21 protein-coding genes and 1 riboswitch are annotated in these 22,303 nt (G+C 65.3%); of the genes, 3 read left to right on the forward strand and 18 right to left on the reverse strand.

Annotated features, from left to right (window positions below; translation table 11 throughout):
* Positions 1-217: 217 nt before the first annotated feature.
* A complete protein-coding gene (locus ABD847_RS13360; RefSeq protein WP_345013845.1) occupies positions 218-1,150 on the forward strand; it encodes a ZIP family metal transporter in 933 nt (310 codons plus the stop codon).
* A gap of 65 nt (positions 1,151-1,215) precedes the next feature.
* On the opposite strand, the gene ABD847_RS13365 is transcribed toward ABD847_RS13360, so the two are convergent.
* Together ABD847_RS13365 and ABD847_RS13370 are read right to left on the reverse strand one after the other, a co-directional pair.
* Positions 1,216-3,645: a formate C-acetyltransferase/glycerol dehydratase family glycyl radical enzyme gene (locus ABD847_RS13365; RefSeq protein ID WP_345013847.1), complete on the reverse strand. Its 2,430-nt coding sequence runs from the start codon at positions 3,643-3,645 to the stop codon at positions 1,216-1,218.
* Positions 3,645-4,550: a glycyl-radical enzyme activating protein gene (locus ABD847_RS13370; protein ID WP_345013849.1), complete on the reverse strand. Its 906-nt coding sequence runs from the start codon at positions 4,548-4,550 to the stop codon at positions 3,645-3,647. Before ABD847_RS13370 ends, ABD847_RS13365 begins: the two co-directional genes overlap by 1 nt.
* A 149-nt stretch (positions 4,551-4,699) precedes the next feature.
* Here ABD847_RS13370 and ABD847_RS13375 point away from each other — a divergent pair, with 149 nt between their 5' ends.
* A complete protein-coding gene (locus ABD847_RS13375) occupies positions 4,700-5,365 on the forward strand; it encodes a fructose-6-phosphate aldolase (protein ID WP_345013851.1) in 666 nt (221 codons plus the stop codon).
* Positions 5,366-5,424: 59 nt separating this feature from the next.
* On the opposite strand, the gene ABD847_RS13380 is transcribed toward ABD847_RS13375, so the two are convergent.
* The gene (locus ABD847_RS13380) at positions 5,425-5,850 is read right to left on the reverse strand and encodes a hypothetical protein (protein WP_345013854.1); all 426 of its coding nucleotides are present in this window, start codon (positions 5,848-5,850) and stop codon (positions 5,425-5,427) included.
* A gap of 204 nt (positions 5,851-6,054) precedes the next feature.
* Between ABD847_RS13380 and ABD847_RS13385 the strand changes: the two genes are divergently transcribed.
* Entirely contained in the window at positions 6,055-7,098 is a 1,044-nt protein-coding gene (locus ABD847_RS13385; protein ID WP_345013856.1) for a diguanylate cyclase domain-containing protein, read from the forward strand.
* A 48-nt stretch (positions 7,099-7,146) separates the two neighbouring features.
* On the opposite strand, the gene ABD847_RS13390 is transcribed toward ABD847_RS13385, so the two are convergent.
* The 15 genes from ABD847_RS13390 to ABD847_RS13460 all read right to left on the reverse strand — a co-directional run bounded on the left by ABD847_RS13390 (position 7,147) and on the right by ABD847_RS13460 (position 22,055).
* Positions 7,147-7,818, reverse strand: coding sequence for a TSCPD domain-containing protein (locus tag ABD847_RS13390; RefSeq protein ID WP_345013858.1), 672 nt, complete (start codon positions 7,816-7,818; stop codon positions 7,147-7,149).
* Between the two features lie 37 nt (positions 7,819-7,855).
* Positions 7,856-10,000, reverse strand: coding sequence for an adenosylcobalamin-dependent ribonucleoside-diphosphate reductase (locus ABD847_RS13395; protein ID WP_345013860.1), 2,145 nt, complete (start codon positions 9,998-10,000; stop codon positions 7,856-7,858).
* 306 nt (positions 10,001-10,306) lie between these two features.
* Positions 10,307-10,792, reverse strand: coding sequence for a molybdopterin synthase catalytic subunit MoaE (gene moaE / locus ABD847_RS13400; protein ID WP_345013862.1), 486 nt, complete (start codon positions 10,790-10,792; stop codon positions 10,307-10,309).
* A gap of 1 nt (position 10,793) precedes the next feature.
* Positions 10,794-11,039 (reverse strand): molybdopterin synthase sulfur carrier subunit, encoded by a 246-nt coding sequence (moaD, locus tag ABD847_RS13405; protein ID WP_345013864.1) that lies wholly within the window; start codon positions 11,037-11,039, stop codon positions 10,794-10,796.
* Positions 11,040-11,050: 11 nt separating this feature from the next.
* Positions 11,051-11,533, reverse strand: coding sequence for a cyclic pyranopterin monophosphate synthase MoaC (moaC, locus tag ABD847_RS13410; RefSeq protein WP_345013866.1), 483 nt, complete (start codon positions 11,531-11,533; stop codon positions 11,051-11,053).
* Positions 11,530-12,048, reverse strand: coding sequence for a molybdenum cofactor biosynthesis protein B (moaB, locus tag ABD847_RS13415; RefSeq protein ID WP_345013868.1), 519 nt, complete (start codon positions 12,046-12,048; stop codon positions 11,530-11,532). Before moaB ends, moaC begins: the two co-directional genes overlap by 4 nt.
* Positions 12,045-12,692: a molybdenum cofactor guanylyltransferase gene (gene mobA, locus ABD847_RS13420; protein WP_345013870.1), complete on the reverse strand. Its 648-nt coding sequence runs from the start codon at positions 12,690-12,692 to the stop codon at positions 12,045-12,047. The genes moaB and mobA overlap by 4 nt, the downstream gene beginning before the upstream one ends.
* Before the next feature lie 8 nt (positions 12,693-12,700).
* On the reverse strand, positions 12,701-13,747 hold the full coding sequence (gene moaA / locus ABD847_RS13425; protein ID WP_345013872.1) for a GTP 3',8-cyclase MoaA: 1,047 nt from the start codon (positions 13,745-13,747) through the stop codon (positions 12,701-12,703).
* Positions 13,736-13,875: riboswitch (molybdenum cofactor riboswitch) on the reverse strand. It overlaps the preceding gene by 12 nt.
* Positions 13,870-14,661 carry a molybdopterin-synthase adenylyltransferase MoeB gene (moeB, locus tag ABD847_RS13430; protein ID WP_345013874.1) on the reverse strand — a complete coding sequence of 264 codons (792 nt, stop codon included), beginning with the start codon at positions 14,659-14,661 and terminating at the stop codon, positions 13,870-13,872. Its footprint overlaps the riboswitch before it by 6 nt.
* A complete protein-coding gene (gene moeA, locus ABD847_RS13435) occupies positions 14,658-15,920 on the reverse strand; it encodes a molybdopterin molybdotransferase MoeA (protein WP_345013876.1) in 1,263 nt (420 codons plus the stop codon). Before moeA ends, moeB begins: the two co-directional genes overlap by 4 nt.
* A 56-nt stretch (positions 15,921-15,976) precedes the next feature.
* Entirely contained in the window at positions 15,977-16,312 is a 336-nt protein-coding gene (nirD, locus tag ABD847_RS13440; protein WP_345013877.1) for a nitrite reductase small subunit NirD, read from the reverse strand.
* Positions 16,309-18,828, reverse strand: a complete 2,520-nt coding sequence (gene nirB / locus ABD847_RS13445) for a nitrite reductase large subunit NirB (protein WP_345013878.1) — start codon at positions 18,826-18,828, stop codon at positions 16,309-16,311. Before nirB ends, nirD begins: the two co-directional genes overlap by 4 nt.
* Positions 18,829-18,846: 18 nt before the next feature.
* On the reverse strand, positions 18,847-19,674 hold the full coding sequence (locus ABD847_RS13450; RefSeq protein WP_345013880.1) for an ABC transporter ATP-binding protein: 828 nt from the start codon (positions 19,672-19,674) through the stop codon (positions 18,847-18,849).
* 20 nt (positions 19,675-19,694) lie between these two features.
* Positions 19,695-20,672: an ABC transporter permease gene (locus ABD847_RS13455; protein ID WP_345013882.1), complete on the reverse strand. Its 978-nt coding sequence runs from the start codon at positions 20,670-20,672 to the stop codon at positions 19,695-19,697.
* A gap of 21 nt (positions 20,673-20,693) precedes the next feature.
* Complete coding sequence (locus ABD847_RS13460) at positions 20,694-22,055, reverse strand: CmpA/NrtA family ABC transporter substrate-binding protein (protein WP_345013884.1); 1,362 nt, start codon at positions 22,053-22,055, stop codon at positions 20,694-20,696.
* Between the last annotated feature and the right edge of the window lie 248 nt (positions 22,056-22,303).

A 22,303-nucleotide genomic window follows, 5' to 3' on the forward strand; every position in this document is an offset into this window, starting at 1 on the left:
CAGATCGCACAAACGACGCCGAGTTCCCTTCTTCCCCGGACAAGTGATCTACATTTCGGAACGGTTATTTAGCCCAAGCCAGGGCGATATGCAGTAAGTTCAGAACCCCCGCCAATGCGGGGGTTTTTTCTGTTATAACAATCGACAGATTGCCATACTCAGGTCATTCACGCCCTGATATAGTGAGAGTAGTTCTCATTTAGAAGTCGAGGCCACCATGGACGCCACCCAAGCCACCCTGCCCCAACCCTGGCCCGAGCTGCTGCGCCGGCACATCCAGGCCCACCCCATCACCGCCATCGGCCTGGGACTAGCCATGGTGCTGGTACTGTTGCTGCTGCTGCAGAGCCTGGTGCTCTTATGGATGGGCGACGTGGGCCCCGGGGTGCGCTATGGTCTGCTCGGCGGTCTGGCGGGCTTTGCCACCACCAGCCTGGGGGCCCTGCCCGCCTTCGTGCTGCGCCGCATCCCCCAGCGGGTGGAGGACGCCATGCTGGGCTTTGCCGCCGGCATGATGCTGGCGGCCAGCGCCTTCTCCTTGCTGCTGCCGGGCCTGGATGCCGCCCATGAACTCACCGGCAGCAGCGGCCTGAGCGCCGCCGTGGTGGTGCTGGGCATGGCCATGGGGGTCGCCCTGATGCTGGGGCTGGACGAATTCACCCCCCACGAGCATGAGCAGACCGGCCCCTGCGGCCCGGGCTACGAGCGCTGCGATCGCATCTGGCTGTTCGTGTTTGCCATCGCCTTGCACAACATTCCCGAGGGCATGGCCATCGGGGTCAGCTTCTCCCAAGGGGACATGAAGGTGGGGCTGCCGCTGACCACCGCCATCGCCCTGCAGGACATTCCCGAGGGGCTGGCGGTGGCCCTGGCCCTGATTGCCGCGGGCTTTCGTCCCGGCCTGGCGGTGCTCATCGCCATCGGCAGCGGCGTCTTGGAACCCTTCGGCGCCCTGCTGGGGATCGGCGTGGCCAGCGGCATGCCCCTGGCCTACCCCATCGGCCTGGGACTGGCGGCCGGCGCCATGCTGTTTGTGGTCTCCCACGAGGTGATCCCCCAGACCCACCGCAATGGCCATCAGACCTACGCCACCCTGGGGCTGATGCTGGGCTTCGCCCTGATGATGACCCTGGATACCAGCCTGGGTTGAGCGCGCCAAACACCAAGGGGAGCCAGAAGGCTCCCCTTTTTTATTCCCCTTGTGCCATCACCGACTCAGAGCTGGTGCTCGGTGCGGTTGATGATGTCGTCCTGAGCCTCCGGCGACAGAGCGGTGAAGAAGGCGGAGTAACCCGCCACCCGCACCACCAGATCCCGGTACTGATCCGGATGGGCCATGGCCGCCAGCAGGGTCTCCCGGGAGACGATGTTGTACTGCACATGCCAGCCCTTGTGCACCTCGAAGAAGGTGCGCAGCAGCAGCTGCAGCTTGCGCCGATCCGCCGGGTTTTCCAGGCAGGCGGGACTCAGCTTCTGGTTGAGCAGCACGCCCCCCAGGATCTTGTCGGTGGGCAACCGGCTGATGGAGTTGAACACCGCCGTGGGGCCCTGGGTGTCGGAGCCGGAGGCCGGGCTCGCCCCTTCGGCCAGGGCGCTCCAGGCGTGGCGACCGTCCGGGGTGGCAGCTGTGGCGGCGCCAAAGGGCACGTTGGCGGAGATGGAAGAGGTACCGGCGTAGTAACCGCCACCGATGGGGCCACGGCCGTGGCGGGTGTTGTGGAAGCCGCCGAGGGCCTGGATGTAGCTGTCATAGGCCTGCACCAGCAGGGCATCCACCTCAGCCACATCGTTGCCATACTTGGGCACCGCCTTCAGCAGCCGCTGACGCAGCTGCTCGCCGGAGAGGCCGGCAAAGTCGTCCGCCAGGGCGGCCGCCAGTTCAGGCTGGCCCACCTGGCCGGTTTCGAACACCAGCTGACGCACCGCCGCCAGGCTGTTGCCCAGGTTGGCGATGCCCACCTGCAGGCCGGACACCCAGTCGTAGCGGGCGCCCCCCTCCTTGACGCTCTTGCCCCGCTCGATGCAGTCATCCACCAGGGCCGAGCAGAGCAGATCCGGCGCCAGCTCTTCGAGCATGGAGTCCACCACGCAGTCGATCTCGATGCTCTTGCGGGTGTAGTAGCGCACCTGGCGATCCCAGGCGGCCATCACCTGCTCGAAGCGCTCGAAGTTGCCCAACGACAGCCCCTGGGGCTGGGGCAGGAAGGTGCGTCCCGAGGTGGTATCGCGGCCCTGCTCCAGGGCAGCCAGCAGGATGCGGGTCATGTTGATGAAGCTCATGCCGGTGCAGCGGTAGCCCCACTTGCCCGGCACCGCCGTCTCGATGCAGCCGATGGCGGAATAGTCGAAAGCGTCGGCCCGGCTCACCCCCAGGCGGATGAACTCGGGGATGACGATCTCGTCGTTGTTGAAGGCCGGCATGCCGAAGCCGCAGCGGATCACCTGCACGCAGGCATCCAGGAAGTCATCGCTCATGCCGCCGTGATAGCGCACGCTCAGGTTCGGCTGGGTGGATCTCAGCTGGCCGCAGGACTCCAGCACCGCATAGGAGAGGCCGTTCACCGCATCCACCGCCACCCCGTCCACCAGGGTCTGACCGCCGATGGTGACGTTCTGGTACAGAGGGCTGCCGGCGGAGGCCTTGGAGTGGGAGCCGGAGCGGATCTTGCTCACCTCCAGCAGCTTGAGCCAGCAGCCTTGCAGCAGCTCGATGGCCCGCGCCCGGGGCAGGTCCCCCTGCTCCACGTCCTGCCGGTACCAGGGATAGAGGTACTGATCCAGCCGTCCTAGGGAGACGGAGTGACCGTTGGACTCGATCTGCAGGGCCAGCTGGACGAAGTAACACAGCTGCAGCGCCTGCCAGAAGCTCTGCGGTGGCAGGCAGGCGATGTGCCGACAGTTGGCGGCGATCTGATGCAGTTCCTCGGCCCGCCAGGCCCGCGGCTCCTCGGCCGCCATCTGCTCGGCCAGCTGGGCATAGCGCAGTATGTAATCCGACAGCCCTTCCAGCACCAGGGCCACGCCCTTCAAGAACTGTTCGGATTTCAGATCCGCCCAATCCGCCAGATCCAGCCGGCTGCGCCGCTCGCTCACCTTCTCCCGCAGGCCGTCCAGTCCCAGGGCCAGCAGCTGGGCAAAGTCCACCGCCAGGTGGCCATCCCCCGAGGTCATGTTGCCCTCGGCCTTGATGATGCCGGAGGCCAACAGCGCCCGCTGCTCCTCGGTGTAGAGGCCATAGCAACGGGCCTGCACCGTCTGGCCGTGCCAGAAGGGGCAGAGATCCCGGATGATCTGCTTGTTCTGCTCACTCAAGGCAAAACCGGCACCGGGCCTGTCTGCCAGATCATCCAGCTCCTGCTCCAGCCAGCTGACCGTATATTCGGGGAAGATGGGAGCGGCGCGCACCTCGGCGGCCAGGTTGCCGACGATGAGCTCGTCGTGCTTGATCCAGACGGTCTTGCTCTTGAGGTGTTCCACCAGCGCCAGGGCCCGGCGCACCATGATGGGCTTGTCCAGATGGGCCTGATAGGCCCGGGTGTAGGCCAGCGCCCGCTCGGTGCAGACCGGCGGCTTGGTCAGGGTGATCAGGGCCTGCTTGTGGGCGGCGATACGCTGGCTGGCCAGCTCAAGATTCAGTTGGGTCATCAGGCTTGTCCTCTTAGTACCGGAGTCAGGCCCCGCTCCCGGGCCGCCTCCATGGCAAAGTCCAGCAGCGCCTCATCCGCCAGGGGCTGCCGCGGGGCCAGGTACTCCCGACCCAGCAAGTGATACTTGTGCATGCCCAGGGTGTGATAGGGCAGAAAATGCACCTCCCGGGCCGACGTCTCGTGGGCGACAAAATCCAGCATGGCGCTCAGCTCGCCTTGGCTGGCGTTGAAGCCCGGGATCAGGGCGATGCGCACTATCAGGCTCACCGGCTGGTCGGCCAGCCGGCGGAAGTTATCCCGCACCCGTCGGGCCTTGCCGCCAGTCCACTGGGCAAACTTGGCCTCATCCAGCTGCTTGAGATCCGCCAGCAGCAGATCCAGGTGGGGCAAACAGGGTTCGATATGGGACCAGGGCACATGCAGGCAGGACTCCACCGCCGTATGAATGCCCTGGGCCTTGGCGGCTGCCAGCAGCTGGCTGGCAAACTCATGCTGCAAGAAGGGCTCGCCACCGGAGAGGGTGATGCCGCCGCCGGAGCGCCGGTAGAAGGGCTCATCGGCCAGCAGCGCCGTCATGGCCCGCGCCAGGCTCCATTCCTCCCCCTGGCAGGCCAGGGCGCCGCTGGGACAGGCCTGGGCCAGCTGGCGGCGCGCCGCCTCATCCAGCTGCTCCCGCGCCAGCGCCAGCGTCTCCCCCTGCCGCTGGCAGTGCCCCGTCTGTAGGCACAGTGTGCAGCCCGCCAGGCACAGGCGCGGGTCGTACAGCAGATCCGTGCGCCGCGCCTGGCTCTCCGGGTTCTGGCACCAGTGGCAATGCAGGGAGCAGCCCTTCAAGAACAGCACGGAGCGGATCCCCGGGCCATCATGGGTGGAGTAGCGCTGCAGGTTGAAACAGGTGCCCATGCGAACCTCTGGCTGGCTTCGATATACCAATAATGAAGCTTTCATTCGAAAGTGAATTGATCTTAATCAAGCAAGCGTGCAATCCCTGCTCGTATAGTGAACGGCATAACAGGTCAGGTCTGAGAACAACTGCACATGAGGAGTCAGTGATGGAGCTTTATCTGGATACCGCCGATCTGGCGGCGGTGGAACGGCTGGCCGCCAGCTGGCCCTTGGCTGGCGTCACCACCAATCCCAGCCTGGTTGCGGCCGGCGGTCGTCCGCTCAAGAGTACGCTGCGGGAGCTGCGCGCCTGCCTGGGGCCAGAGGCCAGCCTGTTTGCCCAGGTGCTGGGCCAGACCAGTGACGAGATGGTAGAGCAGGCCCAGCAGCTGTGTCAGTGGGATGCGCGCCTGGTGGTCAAGGTGCCGGTCTGCAGCGAGGGGCTAGGCGCCATCCGCCGCCTCAAGGCCTTAGGGGTGCGCACCCTGGGCACCGCCGTCTACGCCCCCCTGCCGGCCCTGCTGGCCGCCCAGGCCGGTGCCGACTATGTGGCGCCTTACGTCAACCGCATCGATGCCCAGGGCGGCAGCGGCATTGTGGCGGTGACGGAGCTGCAGCAGCTGCTGCAGCTGCACGCCCCCCATTGCCAGGTGCTGGCCGCCAGCTTCAAGACCCCGCGCCAGGTGCTCGACTGTCTGCTGGCCGGCGCCACCGCCGTCACCCTGCCGGTGGTGGTGGCCGAGCAGATCCTGCAAAGCCCGGCGGTGGATGCCGCCCTGGCCGGATTTGAGCGCGACTGGTTAAACGCCTTCGGTGGTTTGGTGCTGGAATAGACCCCTGCGCCAACAAAAGCGGCCCCATTAGGGGCCGCTTGTCTTGCAGGCTCGCCGGCTCAGGCGGCAGCTTGCTCCGCCCCCGGTTGGCAGAAGGGCTTATCATAGACGCGCGTGGCGTAGCCATTACGCCCCTGCCACTTGAATTGCAGCGTGTGTCCTGTAGACAGCCACTCCTCCCATACAGTGCAACCACAGATATTCTTATCCATCCTGGCACGCTCCGAGTCTTGTGCTTCCTTGGTCCACTCCATGCCCCCCAGCAAACGGTGCTCAATCACCATATGCTGACCATCCGCCGAGACATGGCAGGTTTGCACCACAGAGGGCTGCGCGGTGTCCCGTAACTGCAGACAATGGTCGTAGGCCTCCCGCTCCAACGGGGTGAAGCCTGCCAGCGTTGCCTCCGCCAGTGGCGGTTGGCCTGTGCTGGCACATCCGGCCAACACCAGTACCACAGTGCCCATCAAGGCTTTTCCCAACATACTGTTCTCCTTACGACGACTGAGGGCAACCGCGCCCATCAATCGGGCCCGCACGCTAACAAATCTTAACAAGGAGCACAATGAATCCAATTGTGTGGCAAGATCCGCCCGACAAAAACAGGTCGAGACCGGCCATGGGTTTCTTTGCTACCGTTAAAGCATGCTTGGCGCCTCCGGTGCCCCTCCCCTTTAACAGGTGACCCCATGGCTTGGACCCCGGATCCGGACAGCCCAGATGCGCCAACCCGCCAGCAGTTGCTGGAGGTCATCAGCCTGCAGACCGATATCGCCAAGCTGGGGCTGGATCTCAGTGGCGTGATGAATCTGGTGGTGGAGCGGGCGCTGCCGCTGGTGAACGCCGATGGCGCCGTGGTGGAGCTGGCCGAAGGGGAAGACATGGTGTACCGCGCCGCCTCCGGGCTGGCACAGGAGCAGCTAGGGCTGCGCCTCAAGCTCCATGGCAGTCTCTCCGGGTTGTGCGTGCGCACCGGTGAGGTTCTCACCACCGATGACAGCGAGCAGGATCCGCGGGTTAACCTGCTGGCCTGCCGCAAGCTGGGACTGCGCTCCATGATAGCCCTGCCCCTGCATCATCAGGCCGTGACGGTCGGCGTACTCAAGGTGATGGCCCGAGCGCCGGCCCATTTTCGCCCCCAGCAGGCCGCCGTACTGACCCTGCTCACCGAGGTGCTGGCCGCCGAGATCTTCTTCGCCGCCAAGTATGCCGCCGATGATCTCTTCTACCGCGCCACCCATGACGAGCTCACCGGCCTGGCCAACCGGGCCCTGTTTCTGGACAAGCTGCGCAGTGCCCTCAGCCTGCAGCGGCGCCAGGAGGGCGCGCTGGCGGTACTGATGATCGACATGGACGGCCTCAAGCTCATCAACGACTGCTACGGTCACGGTGCCGGCGATGCCGCCATCTGCGAGTTCTCCCGCCGCCTCAAGCAATCGGTACGCGCTACCGATACCGTGGCCCGTCTGGGTGGCGATGAGTTTGCCGTGCTGATGCCGGCCATAGCCAATCCGGCCCTGCTGGAACAAGGCACCCAGCGACTGATGGCCAAGGTCAATCACCCCTTTCACTATCCCAAACTGGACGAGGAGTTGACGCTGTCCGCCAGCATGGGGGCAGCACTGGCGCCGGAGGACGGCTGCGAGCCGGACGAGTTGTTGGAGAAAGCCGACCAGGCCATGTACCAGATGAAGCGCCGGCGCAAACAGGCCGAGGGGGGCGAAGAAACATAAAAAAAACCGGTGCCTAGGCACCGGTTCTTGTCATCCCATCTGCGACCATTAGCCGCACTTGGAGTCGCCGCAGTTGAGGCAGGTCATGCAGCCATCCTTCTGGATCACGGCCTTGGTGTGGCACTTGTAGCAGAGGGTGGCGTTGGGCGGGAAGCTGCTCACCTCGGCCTCGCCGGGGGCCTCGGCCTCCAGCTCCGCCTGCTTCTGGGCCAGAAACTCCTTCTGGTGCTCATCCAGGCTGGCGCTCTTCAACATGCCGATGTCGCACAGGTGCTGCTCGATGACGTTGCCGATCTCGGCGATGAGCGAGGGCACATACTTGCCCTTGTTCCAGTAGCCGCCACGGGGATCGAACACGGAGCGCAGCTCCTCCACCAGGAAGGTGATGTCACCGCCCTTGCGGAACACGGCGGAGATGATGCGGGTCAAGGCCACTATCCACTGATAGTGCTCCATGCTCTTGGAGTTGATGAAGATCTCGAACGGACGGCGGGTCTCGTACTCGGTCCCCTCGTTCAGCACCATGTCGTTGATGGTGATAAACAAGGAGTGCTCGGAGATGTGCTCCGGGGTCTTCAGCTTGTAGGTGGTGCCCATCAACTTCTCCGGCCGCTGCACCGTCTCGTGCATGTGCACGACTTCGGCTTCCTGCTGCTTGTCCAGCTCTTCCTTCGTCTTGACCTTGTAGGCGACGATCTTGCTTTCGATTTTCTTGACCATTGGGTGTTTAGCCTCATGGCCGCCCGCGGGCGGCGCCTTAGAACTTGCCGTAGTAACCTTCCTTGAGGGCATCGTACAGGTTGGCGGCGGTATGTACCTCGCCATCGTATTCGACTTCCTCATTGCCCTTCAACTGCACCACAGAGCCATCTTCCAGGCTGAACTGGTAGGTGGTGTTTTCCAGATCCTTCTCCTTCACCAGCACCCCTTGGAAGGCCTCCGGATTGAAGCGGAAGGTGGTGCACCCCTTGAGGCCCTGCTCGTAAGCGTACATGTAGATGTGCTTGAACTCCTCGTAGGGGAAGTCGGTGGGCACGTTGGCGGTCTTGGAGATGGAGGAGTCGATCCAGCGCTGGGCCGCGGCCTGGATGTCCACGTGCTGGGTCGGATTGATGTCATCGGCGGTGATGAAATAGTCCGGCAGCTGGCACTCGGGATCTTCGCTGTAGGGCATGGCCTTGCGGTTCACCAGCTCGCGGTAGGCCAGCAGCTCGAAGCTGTAGACGTCCACGCTCTCCTTGGTCTTCTTGCCGGCCTTGATCACGTTGCGCACATAGTGGTGGGCAAAGCTGGGCTCGATGCCGTTACTGGCGTTGTTGGCCAGCGACAAGGAGATGGTCCCGGTGGGCGCAATAGAGCTGTGGTGAGTGAAGCGGCCGCCGTGCTCGGCCAGGGCGGCGACGAGCTCCGGCTCCACTTCCGCCACCTGCTGCATGTAGCGGCTGTACTTGGCGTGCAGGATGCGGCCCGGCAGCTTGTCACCCACCTTGATGCCGTCGGCGGCCATCTCGGGGCGCTTGCGCAGCATGGCGGCGGTCACCTCGAACTCCTGGCTCATGATGGGCGCCACGCCCTTCTCCTTGGCCAGGGCCAGGGATTCCTTCCAACCGGTGATGGCCAGCTCCTGGGACACCTGCTCGGTGAAGGCCACGGAGGCGGCGGAGCCGTACTTGATGCCCAGCATGGTCAGGGTGGAGCCCAGCCCCAAAAAGCCCATGCCGTGACGGCGCTTGCTCTCAATCTCCTGGCGCTGCTTCTCCAGCGGCAGTTGGTTGATCTCCACCACGTTGTCCAGCATGCGGGTGAAGATGCTCACCACCTTGCGGAAGGCATTCCAGTCAAAATGCGCGCCATCGGTGAAGGGCTCACGGATGAACTTGGTCAGGTTGATGGAGCCCAGCAGGCAGGCGCCGTAAGGCGGCAGCGGCTGCTCGCCACAGGGGTTGGTGGCGCGGATGTCCTCGCAGAACCAGTTGTTGTTCATCTGGTTCACCTTGTCGATGAGGATGAAGCCCGGCTCGGCATAGTCGTAGGTGGAGGTCATGATGACGTTCCACAGGCGGCGGGCCGGCAGGCTCTTGTAGACCTTGCAGGCCACCAGCCCCTGGTCGTTGATCACCACGCCTTCCTTGCTGGGCCAGTCGGCCCACACCACGTCGGCGGCAGTGAGATCCGTGCCATCCAGCTCCACTTCCTTCTTGTTGAAGGGGAAGATCAGCTTCCATTCCTGATCCTCACGCACCGCCTGGATGAAGTCCTCGGTGATGAGCAAGGAGAGGTTGAACTGGCGCAGGCGGCCGTCTTCGCGCTTGGCCTGGATGAACTCCATCACGTCCGGGTGACGCACGTCCATGGTGCCCATCTGGGCGCCACGACGGCCACCGGCGGAGGAGACGGTGAAACACATCTTGTCGTAAATGTCCATGAAGGACAGGGGACCCGAGGTGTAGGCGCCGGCGCCGGAGACGAAGGCGCCCCGCGGCCGCAGGGTGGAGAAGTCGTAACCGATGCCGCAGCCGGCCTTCAGGGTCAGCCCCGCCTCGTGCACCTTGTTCAGGATGTCATCCATGGAGTCCTGGATGGTGCCTGACACAGTGCAGTTGATGGTGGAGGTGGCCGGCTTGTGCTCAAAGGCCCCAGCGTTGGAGGTGATGCGACCGGCGGGGATGGCGCCATTGCGCAGGGCCCAGAGGAAGGGTTCGTACCATTTCTCTGGCTCCTGTTCTTGCTCGGCCAAGGCCCGGGCGACACGCTGGTAGGTGGCGTCCACGTCGCTGTCGATGGGCTGGCCATCTTTGGTCTTCAACCGGTATTTGGTGTCCCAAATCTCCTTGGATGTCTCCTGCAGGGGAATGACGGGCGCGTCTGTCTGCGCCTCCAGCACCAGATTTGATTTTGCCATGGTCAATCAGCCTTCCTGTTAAACGGTATGTAGCCTGTGGGTTGCCGGTCTCGCGGCGGCAAGACTCTAGCAAGGTCGTGGTCGATAGGAAATTGAAGTGGATCCCGTAGCACGGCAGTCTAGATCGCTTGTGCGTCAAAACCGTGAAGCCCACAACATATCGACAAAAAAATAAAAACCAACACTAGATGTTGGTTTTTATCGTCAGCAAGAGGCGGGCCATTTTAATCAACGGCGCCCATAAAACCAGTTGGAATTTGTCCGGGACTGGGCAAAAAACGGCAAGCATCTGGAATCACAGGAATTTTACAACTCGGGTTTTTCCTGCCAGCGGGCCGCCGCCTGGGCGTCGCTGTCCCGGGCGGCCAGCCAGTGGGATTGGCCATCCCCCCGCCGCTCCCGCTTCCAGAAAGGCACCCGGCTCTTTAGGGTGTCCATCAGGAATTCACAGGCGGCAAACGCCTCGCCTCGGTGGCCGCTGGCCACCAGCACCAGGACGATCTGCTCGCCCAATTTCAGGGCCCCGACCCTGTGGATCAGGGTGACGCCGGTGAGGGGCCAACGGCCCCGGGCCTCGGCCACCAGATCCGCCATGGCCCGTTCCGTCATGCCGGGGTAATGCTCCAAAAACAATCCCTCGACCGCCTCCCCCTGGTTGCAATCCCGCACCTGGCCGACGAAGCTCACCAGGGCGCCGGTGCCAGACAGGCCCGCCAGCCGGGCATATTCGGCCGCCAGATCGAAGTCGCTTTCCTGGACCCGGATCAGATCCGCCACGCTCGGCGCTGTCATGCTAGCCTCCCGTCACGGGTGGAAAGAAGGCCACCTCGTCGCCGTCCTTGAGGGGCGTATCCAGGCCCACCAGCACCTGGTTCACCGCCACCAACAGGTTGTCGGCCCCCAGCGCCAGGGCCCACTTGTCCCCCCGGGCCGCCAGGGCCGCCCGCAAGGCCTCTGCATCCGGGTAGTCGGCGGGCAGGCTCAAGGCCGACTCCCCCACCAGCTCCCGCACCTGGGCAAAAAACTTCACCTGGATCATCTGCGCCTCCCCTACGCCTGAGCCCGTACATAGTCGCCGGACTGACCGCCGCGCTTTTCCACCAGCTGCACCTGCTCTATCACCATGGCCTTGTCCACCGCCTTGCACATGTCGTACAGGGTCAGGGCCGCCACCGACACGGCGGTGAGGGCCTCCATCTCCACCCCGGTCTGACCACTGAGGCGGCACAAGGCCTCGATGCGCACCCGTTGACCGTCGGCCTCGGGAACCAGCTGCACCTCCACCTTGGTCAGGGCCAGGGGATGGCACAGGGGGATGAGATCCCAGGTCTTCTTGGCCGCCATGATGCCGGCGATGCGGGCGGTGGCGAACACGTCCCCCTTGTGGTGGCCACCCGACAGGATGAGCGCCAGGGTCGCGGGGGCCATGCGCACCCAGCCCTGGGCCTTGGCCTCCCGCACAGTGACGGCCTTGCCCCCCACGTCCACCATGTGGGCCTCGCCATTGCCCTGCACATGGGTCAGCTGGCTCATGCGCCCTCCTTGAGGTGCATGACGAAGCTGCAGGGCCGGGTGCGGGAGTCCAGCTGGGGCGCGATGATCTTCTCCCAGCCGGTGCGGCAGGCGTTGTTGGAGCCCGGCAGGCAGAAAATGATGGTGCGGTTGGCCATTCCCGCCAGGGCACGGCTCTGGATGGTGCTGGTGCCGATCTCGGTGAAGGAAACGGCGCGGAACAGCTCGCCGAAGCCCTCCACCTCCTTGTCCAGCAGGGGCTTGATGGCCTCCGGCGTGGTGTCCCGGCCGGTGAAGCCGGTGCCCCCGGTGATGAGCACCCCCTGGATCCGGGCGTCGGCAATCCAGCGGCTCACCACGGCGCGGATCTGGTAGATGTCATCCACCACCAGGGCGCGATCGGCGAGCAGGTGGCCGGCGCCCGTGAGGGCGTCCACCAGCCATTGTCCCGAGGTGTCGGTGGTGAGATCCCGGGTGTCGGATACGGTCAGCACCGCCAGGTGCAGGGGTTTGAACTCGGCCGCGGCGTGGCTCATGGCAGCTCCTTGTCTGAAGAAAGTGAATGAGTCTCGGCGCCCACCAGGGGCGCCGAGGTGTCGGTACTGCCCAGCGCCAGTAGCAATTCCTGCCACTGCGCCGGGGTATTGGTGTTGAGAAATCGGCGCTGTGGCTCGGCAGGCAGCGCCGGCAGCCCCAGCCCCTTGAGCAGGGCGCCGACCCGGCGAGCCCTGGGCTCGGGATCGGCCAACAACGCCGCGAGCAACTCAGCCCGCCGGGGGCCGGCGCGCAGCAGCAGGGGAAATTGCGTCGGTTGGTAGCAGACACCGGGCCCGTCACCGGCGGCCAGGATAAGCGCCTGCAGATCCGCGGGGGCCAGGCCCGGCATATCCACCGGCAGCACCAGCCAGTGGGCCAGCGGATAGGCCAGAGCCGCCGAGGCCATACCGGACAAGGGGCCCAGCCCCTGCCAGGCGGGGGCGTCCGGCAGGCAGGGCAACCCCGGATACTGGCCGCTGACAAAACTGCGCTGGCAGCCGGCCGCCGTTAACAGCGCCAGGCCACGGGCCAGCAGCCCCTGACCGTCCAGGGCCAGCAACGCCTTGTTGCGCCCCATACGCCGGGACTCACCGCCCGCCAGCAGCAGGCCATAGAGTGGTGAAAGGTTCGCAGAGCGTGACATAGCGCCCCCTAGCCGCCGATGGAGGCCAGGTGCTCCCGCACCCCGGCATTGCCCTGATGCAGGCGGTGGGCCCGGGCCTTGTGCTGCAACGCCTGTTGCAGCCGGCGCATCAGGTCTGCCTGCTGCGCATCGGCCTGCAGCAGATCCCGCAGGTCGATGCCGCCATCGCCGAACAGGCACAGGTGCAGCTGGCCGCTGGCGGAGACCCGCAGCCGGTTGCAGCTGGCACAAAAGTCCGGGCTGTAGGGCAGGATGAAGCCCAGCTCCCCCACATAGTCGGGGTGACGCAACACCTGGGCCGGGCCATCGTCCACACCGCGGGGCACCGGCTGCCAGCCCTGGTTGAGCAGGCTGGCCAGCAGGGCGGTGCCGTCCAGATGGTGGCGGTCAAAGTAGGCCTGGCGCTGGCCGGTCTGCATCAGCTCGATGAAGCGCAGCTGGATGGGCTTGTCGCGGATCCAGGCTAAAAAATTGCCCAGGGCATGATCGTTGAGCCCCTTGAGCAGCACCGTATTGACCTTGATGGTGCCAAAGCCCGCCGCCCAGGCGGCCTCCAGGCCGTCGAGGATCTGCGGCAGCCGGCTGTCGCCTGTGATGAGGGCAAACTCCCTGGGATCCAGGCTGTCGATGCTGACGTTGAGCTGGGCGAGGCCGGCCTGCCGCCAGGCGGCGGCCTGGGCCTGGAGCCGGTAGCCGTTGGTGGTGAGGGCCAGCCGCGGCGCCTGGGGCAGCGCGGCCAGATCCGCGATGATCTCCGTCAGATCCCGGCGCAGGGAAGGCTCACCGCCCGTGAGGCGGATCTTGGTGGTGCCCAGGGCCACGAAGGCCCGGGCCACCCGCAACAGCTCATCGCGGCCCAGAAAGCCAGGCCGTTTGCCATCGGCAGGCCGATAGCCGTCAGGCAGGCAGTAGCTGCAACGAAAGTTGCACACCTCGGTCAGCGACAGGCGCAGGTAACCGAAACGGCGGGCGAAGCGATCCTGCAGGCCCGTTGCCGATGGCGCCGGCACGGCGGCCCCCTGGCCACCGTCAAGCGATTGATTCAATTGCCACATAGTCACCCTTTCCAAATGCGGGAGGCGGCCCCGTTTCCCGGACCACCCTCGCCGACGCTGGGTCGGCTCGGCCTGGGGACCCTGCGCATCCGGCGGTTAGGTCCCCAGGCTCGGGTTCATGTTCAGGCGGCCGCGGGCGCCTGGCCGCAACAGGGGCAGCCGGGATGGCGCGGCAACGCCAGAGTTTCAAACTGGCCAGTCAGGCCGTCGATGAGCAGCAGGCGGCCACTGAGCGGCTGCCCCAGGCGCAACAAGAGTTTCAAGGCCTCCATGGCCTGCAGGCTACCCACCAGTCCCACCACGGGGGCCAGCACGCCGGCCTCCACACAGCTGAGCTCCTGATCGCCGAACAGCCGGCTCAAGCAGGCGTAACAGGGTTCCCCCGCCCCCCAGGTGAAGACACTCACCTGGCCCTCCAACCGGATGGCGGCACCGCTGATGAGCGGCACCCGGGCCCCATGGCAGGCGGCGTTGATGAGATTGCGGCTGGCGCGGTTGTCGGTGCAGTCCAGCACCAGATCCACCTCTGCCAGCCAGTCGGTCAGGTTATCGGCCGTCGCCATGGCGGCCATGGCGCTCACCTGGCAGTCGGGATTGAGTCGCGAGATGGCCGCGGCGGCGGAGTGCACCTTGGGCTGACCCAGGCGCGCCGCCTCATGCAGCACCTGGCGCTGCAGATTGGTCAGCTCCACCCGGTCACCGTCCACCAGGCTCAGCCGTCCCACCCCCGCCAGGGCCAGATACTGGGCGGCGGCGCAGCCCAAGCCCCCCAGCCCCACCACCAGCACGTGGGCGGCGGCCAGCTGGGCCTGACCGTCGATGTCCACCCCCTTGAGGCTGATCTGGCGGTGATAGCGCAGCAGCTGCTGATCGCTCAACGGCAGGCGGGGCCTGGTGTCGTGTTTAAAGGTCATAGTCCGGCCTCGGCAAAGGGCCAGACCCAGACCCGGCTGCCGGCGGGCAGCTCGCGGGAGGCGCCGGCCATCGGCGGATCCAGCCGCACCAGACAATCGGCGGCGGCCAGGCTCATGAGCATGGCCGAGCCCTGGCCGCCGGCACTGCCGACCCGCAGGGCGCCGTCCTCATCCACGAAGAGGCAACCTCGCTGAAAGTCCTGCCGCCCCGGGGTGAGGCGCAGGGGCGCTGTGGTCAACGCCGGCAGCCAGCGCGGCGGCGGCAGCTGCCAGCCCATCAGGCGGGCCAAGGCCGGGCGCACCAGCAGCAAGAAGGTCACCAGGGCCGAGACGGGATTGCCCGGCAGGCCGAAGAAGGGGATGCCGCGCGTCGCTCGGGTCAGCCGGCCGAAGGCGAAGGGCTTGCCGGGCTTGATGGCCACCTTCCAGAAGGCCACCTCCCCCAGCTCGCTCAAGAGCTCCTTGGTGTAGTCGGCCTCCCCCACGGAGACGCCGCCGGAGGTGATGAGGGCATCGGCCTGCCGGTCGGCCTGCAAGAAGGCCGACCGCAGGGCCGCCGGGTCATCGGGGATGATGCCCAGATCCAGCACCTCGCAGCCCAGGTTCGCCAGCAGGCAGGCGAGGGCATAGCGGTTGGAGTCGACGATCTGCCCCGGCCCCAGGGGCTCACCCAAGGATCTGAGCTCATCGCCGCTGCTGAAAAACGCCACCTTGAGGGGACGGTGGACCCGCACCTGGGCCACATTGAGTGCCGCCAAGAGCGGCAGCTGCTGGGCCCCCAGACGCAGGCCCGCCGCGAGCACCACACTGCCGGCCGCCACGTCTTCCCCCTGACGGCGGATATGCTGCCCGGGTCGGATGGTCGCCGGCGTGAAGCGCAGCCGGCCATCGGCCAGGATCTGCACCTCCTCCTGCATCACCACCGCCTCGGCGCCCTCGGGCACGGGCGCACCTGTCATGATGCGCACGCAGCTGCCGGCGGGCCACGCCCCGCTAAAGGGCGCCCCGGCGAAGGCCTTGCCCGCCAGGGCCAGGGTGTCGGTGGTGAGCAAGTCCGTCAGGCGCACGGCATAGCCATCCATGGCGGCGTTATCGAAGCCCGGCAGCGGCAAACCGGCCCGCACGGGTTCGGCCAGCACCCGGCCCTGGGCCTCGGCCAGCGGCAGGGTTTCCACCGCCACCGCCGTGCTGAGTACCTCGGTCAAGTGCGCCTGGGCCTCAAGCAGGCTCAGGGCGCCGGAGATGTCACAACCACTCATGTTAACGTCCTGTTGCGATGGGCTGGCAGCCATGGTGCCCGCAACGGCGGGCAAACTCAATCCACCGAGGTGGCAATGTAGACGCTGGTGCCTTCCAGACGCACCGGCCAGCTGCGCACGGCGGTGCCCTCCTCCTCCAGACAGCGGCCGTCGCTGAGATTGAAGTGCTGCTTATACAGGGGCGAGGCCACCCAGGCCTCCCCCTGCAGATCGGCAATGAGACCGCGACTGAGGACAAAGGCCTTGCCACAGGGATCCCAGTTGTCCAGGGCGAACAGGCCGGGGGCCTGCTCGGGCACATAGAAGAGGGCTACCTGCTGGCCGCCCACCAGGGCGGCCACGCCAGTACCAGGCGTCAGTTGGTGCAGTTCACAGACTTTGGTCCAGCTCATACCAGCTCCTTGATATCAATCAGTTCGACTTCATCGACGGGGATGGCCTGACCACGCACCCACTGGCGCGCCGGCTGATAGGCCTGATCGCTGTTGATGAAGGGGGCGAAGCGGGCCCGCTTGGCGGGATCCTCCACCGCATTCTTCCATTCGCATTCGAAGGTGGCCACCAGGTGGGCCATCTGGGCTTCCAGTTCGGCCCCCAGCCCCAGGCGGTCCTCGATCACCACCGCCTTGAGGTACTCCAGACCCCCTTCCAGGTTCTCCATCCAGACTGAGGTGCGCTGCAGGCGATCGGCGGTCCGCACGTAGAACATCAAGACCCGGTCGATGTAGCGGATCAGCTGCTCGTCGGTGAGATCCGTGGCAAACAGATCGGCGTGGCGCGGCCGCATGCCGCCGTTGCCGCAGACATAGAGGTTCCAGCCCTTGTCGGTGGCGATGACGCCTATGTCCTTGCTCTGGGCCTCGGCACACTCCCGGGTGCAGCCGGAGACGGCAAACTTGAGCTTGTGAGGGGCGCGGATCCCCTTGTAGCGGTTCTCGATGGCGATGGCCATGCCCACCGAATCCTTGACCCCGTAGCGGCACCAGGTGGAGCCGACACAGGACTTGACGGTGCGCACCGACTTGCCATAGGCCTGGCCGGTCTCGAAGCCGGCGGCGATCAGCTCCTCCCAGATCAGGGGCAGCTGATCCATGCGGGCACCGAACAGGTCAACCCGCTGGCCGCCGGTGATCTTGGTGTAGAGATCGTACTTCTTGGCCACCTGGCCGAGGACGATCAGGCCATCCGGGGTGATCTCCCCGCCTGGAATGCGCGGCACCACCGAATAGGTACCGTCTTTTTGCAGGTTGCCCAGGTAGGCATCGTTGGTGTCCTGCAGGGGTCTGTGCTGGGGCTCCAGCACCGGCTCGTTCCACAAGGAGGCCAGGATGGAACCCACCATCGGCTTGCACAGCTCGCAGCCGCGCCCCTGGCCGTGCTGGTGCAGCACCTGCTCGAAGGTCTTGAGCTCCTCGATCTTGATGATGTGGAACAGCTCCTGCCGGGTGTGGGCAAAGTGCTCGCAGACATGGTTGTTGGCCTCCATGCCCAGCTCCAGCAGCGTGGTGTCCACCACCTGCTTGACCAGGTTGGAGCAGCCACCACAGCCGGTACCGGCCTTGGTGCAGGCCTTGACGTCCGCCAGGGTATGGTTGCCCGCCTTCACCGCTGCGACGATATCGCCCTTGGTGACGTTGTGGCAGGAGCAGATGGTGGCGCTGTCCGGCAGGGTCAGCTTGGGCGCCCCGGCCTCGGCCCGCTCGCCCAGGATGAGATCCAGCGGCGACTCCGGCAGCGTCACGCCGTTGAGGTAATACTGCAGCAGGGTGTCGTATTCGGCGTTGTCCCCCACCAGTATGGCCCCCAGCAGCCGCTCACCGGTTTCGTCGACAACCAGCTTCTTGTAGATGCCGGTCTGCCGATCCAGGGTCAAGACCTCCCGGGCACCCGGAGCCTGGGCGTGGGAGTCACCGATGGCGCCCACATCCACCCCCATCAGCTTGAGCTTGGTGCTCATGTCGGCGCCGCCGAAGGTCTCGTCGCCGTCCAACAGATTGGCCACCGCGGCCCGGGCCATCTGATAGCCGGGTGCCACCAGACCGAAGATGCGGCCGGACCAGAGGGCGCACTCGCCGATGGCCAGCACATCCGCCGCGCTGGTGCAGCAGTGATCGTCGATGACGATGCCGCCGCGCTCACCCACCGCCAGACCGGCGGTACGGGCCAGGCGATCCTCCGGCCGGATGCCGGCGGAGAACAGGATGACGTCCGTCTCCAGGTAGTGGCCGCCCTTGAACACCATGCGGTGGCGGGCCGTCTCGCCGTCGACGATGCAGTCGGTGGCGGTATCGGCATGCACCCGGACTCCCAGGCGCTCGATCTTCTCCTTGAGCAGCTCGCCGCCCACGGGATCCAGCTGCACCGGCATCAGGCGCGGAGCAAACTCGATGACGTGGGTCTCCAGCCCCAGCAGACGCAGGGCGTTGGCCGCCTCCAGCCCCAGCAGGCCGCCGCCCACCACCACACCGGTGCGGCCACCGGCACAGGCATCGCGGATGGCTTCCAGATCCGACAGGGTGCGGTAGACGTAGCAGCCGTCCCGCTCATGGCCCGGGATGGGCGGCACGAAGGGATAGGAGCCGGTGGCCAGCACCAGCTTGTCGTACTCGTAGATCTCGTCATGCAGCGTGGTCACCCGACGGGCGCCTGTGTCCAGCCCCACCACGGCGGAGGAGAGAATGAGATCCACCCCCTGCTGGGCATACCAGTCCGGGTCGGCCATCTGCAGCTCCTTGGGCGCCCGACCACCGAACACCTCGGACAGGTGCACCCGGTCGTAGGCGCTGTCGGGCTCGGCCCCCAGCACGGTCACCTGATAACGCTCCAGTCCGCCGGCCTTCACTAGCTGCTCGATGAAGTGGTGGCCTACCATGCCGTTGCCCACCACCACCAGTCGTTGTTTGTTCATCTGCATATCCCTCTTTGCTTACGCCACAGCGGCCTTGCTGTCGGCCTTGCTCTTGAGCCGGGTCACCTTGCTGTGCTTCTCGTAGAGGAAGCTCAGCACCTGCTGACGCAGGTGGTGGTAGTCGGGGTTGTCCGCCAGGGCCACCCGATCCCGGGGCCGAGGCAGAGTGATGTCGAGGATCTCGCCTATGGTGGCGGCCGGGCCATTGGTCATCATGACGATACGGTCGGAGAGCAGCACCGCCTCGTCCACGTCATGGGTGATCATGATGACGGTGTTGTGCAGCTCGGCCTGGATCTCCATCAGGGCATCCTGCAGGTGAGCCCGGGTCAGGGCATCCAAGGCGCCGAAGGGCTCATCCATCAGCAGCACCTTGGGTTGCAGGCTCAGGGCCCGGGCGATGCCCACCCGCTGCTTCATGCCGCCGGAGATCTCATGGGGCTTCTTGTCCAGGGCGTGATCCATCTGCACCAGAGAGAGGTAGTAACGCACCTGCTCGTCGATCTGCGCCTTGCCGGCGCCCTTCATCACCTGGCGTACCGCCAGCTCCACGTTCTGATAGACAGAGAGCCAGGGCAGCAGGGCGTGGTTCTGGAACACCACGGAGCGCTCCGGGCCCGGGCCTGCCACCTCACGGCCATCGAGTATGATGCCGCCGGCGGTGGGGTCGTTGAGGCCGGCCACCAGGTTCAGCACGGTACTCTTGCCGCAGCCGGAGTGACCTATGAGGGAGATGAACTCACCCTTGGCAATCTTCAGGTTGACGTTCACCAGGGCATCGAACCAACCCTTGGGGGTGGCAAAGCGCATGCCCACGTCACTCAATTCCAGGTAGTTGCTAGTCATTTGACGCTCCTTGTCTCGTCTTAGCGCAGATCGCTGCGCTTGTCCCAGGACAGCCACTTCTGCAGTTGCAGCATGCCGCGGTCCAGCAGGAAACCGATGAGGCCTATGGTCACCACGGCCACCATGATGCGAGCCAGGGACTGGCTGCTGCCGTTCTGGAACTCGTCCCAGACGAACTTGCCCAGCCCGGGGTTCTGCGCCAGCATCTCGGCGGCGATCAGCACCATCCAGGCCACCCCCAGCGACAGGCGCAGGCCGGTGAAGATCATGGGAACCGCCGAGGGCAGCACTATCTTGCGCACATGGGTCAGGGGGTCGAGCTTGAGCACCCGGCTGACGTTGCGCAGATCCGGATCTATGTTGGCCACCCCGACCGTGGTGTTGAGCAGGGTCGGCCACAGGCTGCACAGGGTGACGGTGAAGGCCGAGTTGATGAAGCTCTTGGACAGGGTCGGATCGTCACTGGCATACAGGGCGCTCACCACCATGGTCACCAGGGGCAACCAGGCCAGCGGCGAGACGGGCTTCAAGATCTGCACTATCGGGTTCACCGCCTGATACAGGCTATGGTTCAGCCCCAGCACTATCCCTAACGGAATGGCAATCAGCACGGCGATGACAAAGCCGGTGGCCACCGTCACCAGGCTGGTGCCGATCTGCTGGAAGAAGGTGGGTCGGCCGGTATAGGGCCGGATCTTCACCTCGGCCTGGGGATCCGCCGCCAACTTCTCGGCATTGCGGGCCGCCTGACGGGCATAGAAGGCGTCGGCCTTCTCCTGCTCCTGCACATGCTCCTGATACAGGGCCGCAAACTGCTGGGCGGTGGCCACCGGACCCGGCAGGGTGCCCAGGCTGGTCTGCACCTGGCTGGCGCCCATCTGCCACAGGCAGAGGAAGGCCAGGATCCCCAGCAGGGGCAGGAACAGACTGCGCCAGGGCAGGACCAGCTTGACGGGGGCGCCCTGGGCGCCACCGAAGGATTTCAAGATTGCTTGCATGGGAAATCTCCTGTCCGCCGCTTAAGGCTGCTCATCGCCCTTGAGGCCGATGGGGAACTGCTTGAGGTAGTCGTTGGGCTTGTGGCCGTCGTAGGTGACACCGTCGATGAAGCGGTTGTCCGGTGCCTTGAAGCCGCTCTCGCTGGCAAAGTCCGGGAAGTCGCTGGCCTTCATCTTGCCTTCGGCGATCAGCTCCTCGGCCGCCTGACGGTAGATGTCCGGACGATAGACCTGCTTGGCGATGTCCATGTACCAGCTGTCCGGCTTGCCTTCGGGGATCTGGCCCCAGCGGCGCATCTGGGTCAGATACCAGATGGCGTCCGAGTAGTAGGGATAGGTGGCATGCTCGCGGAAGAAGACGTTGAAGTCCGGCGCCGGACGCTTGTCCCCCTTCTCGAACTCGAAGAAGCCGGTCATGGAGTTGGCAATCACCTGCTCGTCCGCCCCCACGTAGTTGGGCTTGGCCAGCAGCTTCACCGCCTCGGCGCGGTGGGCGTTGTTGCTCTCATCCAGCCAGTAGGCGGCGCGGATCAGCGCCTTCACCACGTGGATATGGGTGTTGGGGTACTTCTCGGCCCAGGACTTGGAGACGCCGAACACCTTCTCCGGGTTGCTGTGCCAGACCCCCTGGTCGGTCACCACGGGCACACCTATGCCCTTGAACACGGCGGCCTGGTTCCAGGGCTCACCCACGCAGTAGCCATAGATGGTGCCGGCTTCCAGGGTGGCGGGCATCTGGGGCGGCGGCGTCACGGAGAGCAGCACATCAGCCTGCAACTGACCGGCGTTATCCCCCTTTTGCGGCGCGTAGTAGCCGGGGTTGAGGCCACCGGCTGCCAACCAGTAGCGCAGCTCGTAGTTGTGGGTGGAAACCGGGAATACCATACCCATGTTGAAGGGCTTGCCCTGATCCTTGTACTGCTTGACCACGGGGGCCAGGGCATCGGCCTTGATGGGATGCACCGGCTTGCCGTCCGCGTCCTTGGGCACATTGGGCTTCATCTGTTCCCAGATGCTGTTGGACACGGTAATGGCGTTGCCGTTGAGATCCATGCTGAAGGCGGTGATGACCTCGGCCTGGGTGCCGATGCCGATGGTGGCCCCCAGAGGCTGGCCGGCCAGCATGTGGGCGCCGTCCAGCTCGCCGTCGATGACCCGATCCAGCAGCACCTTCCAGTTGGCCTGGGCTTCCAGGGTCACGTACAGCCCCTCGTCCTCGAAGTAGCCCTTCTCGTAGGCCACCGCCAAGGGCGCCATGTCGGTCAGCTTGATGAAGCCAAACTTGAGATCTTCTTTCTCCGGGGCGCCCACCTTGGCCTGGACGGCTTGGCTGAGCAGCAGGGTGGCGATGGTGGCGGTGAGCAGGCGCTGGGTGTGCTTCATGGTTTCTTCTCCCTGAAACGAAAAACGCCTTGTGGACCAGAGGTCTCACAAGGCGTCTTTGCCGAAAATAGTCATCTTGTCGGGGGGCGGGCCGCCGTTGGCCTCAGGCCCCGTTCGCTCATAACTATTCAGTTTCTGTGCCAGATCACAGCACTGGAGAAAAGATGGAGAAAATAGCCATCTTTAGCCTCTTTTGAGGCTGAACACTCAACCGCAGCACGTCCGGCCTGCACCATGGGTGGGCAACT

It is taken from the genome of Pseudaeromonas paramecii (genome assembly GCF_039540575.1).
In the GTDB taxonomy this organism is placed as follows: Bacteria; Pseudomonadota; Gammaproteobacteria; order Enterobacterales; family Aeromonadaceae; genus Pseudaeromonas; species Pseudaeromonas paramecii.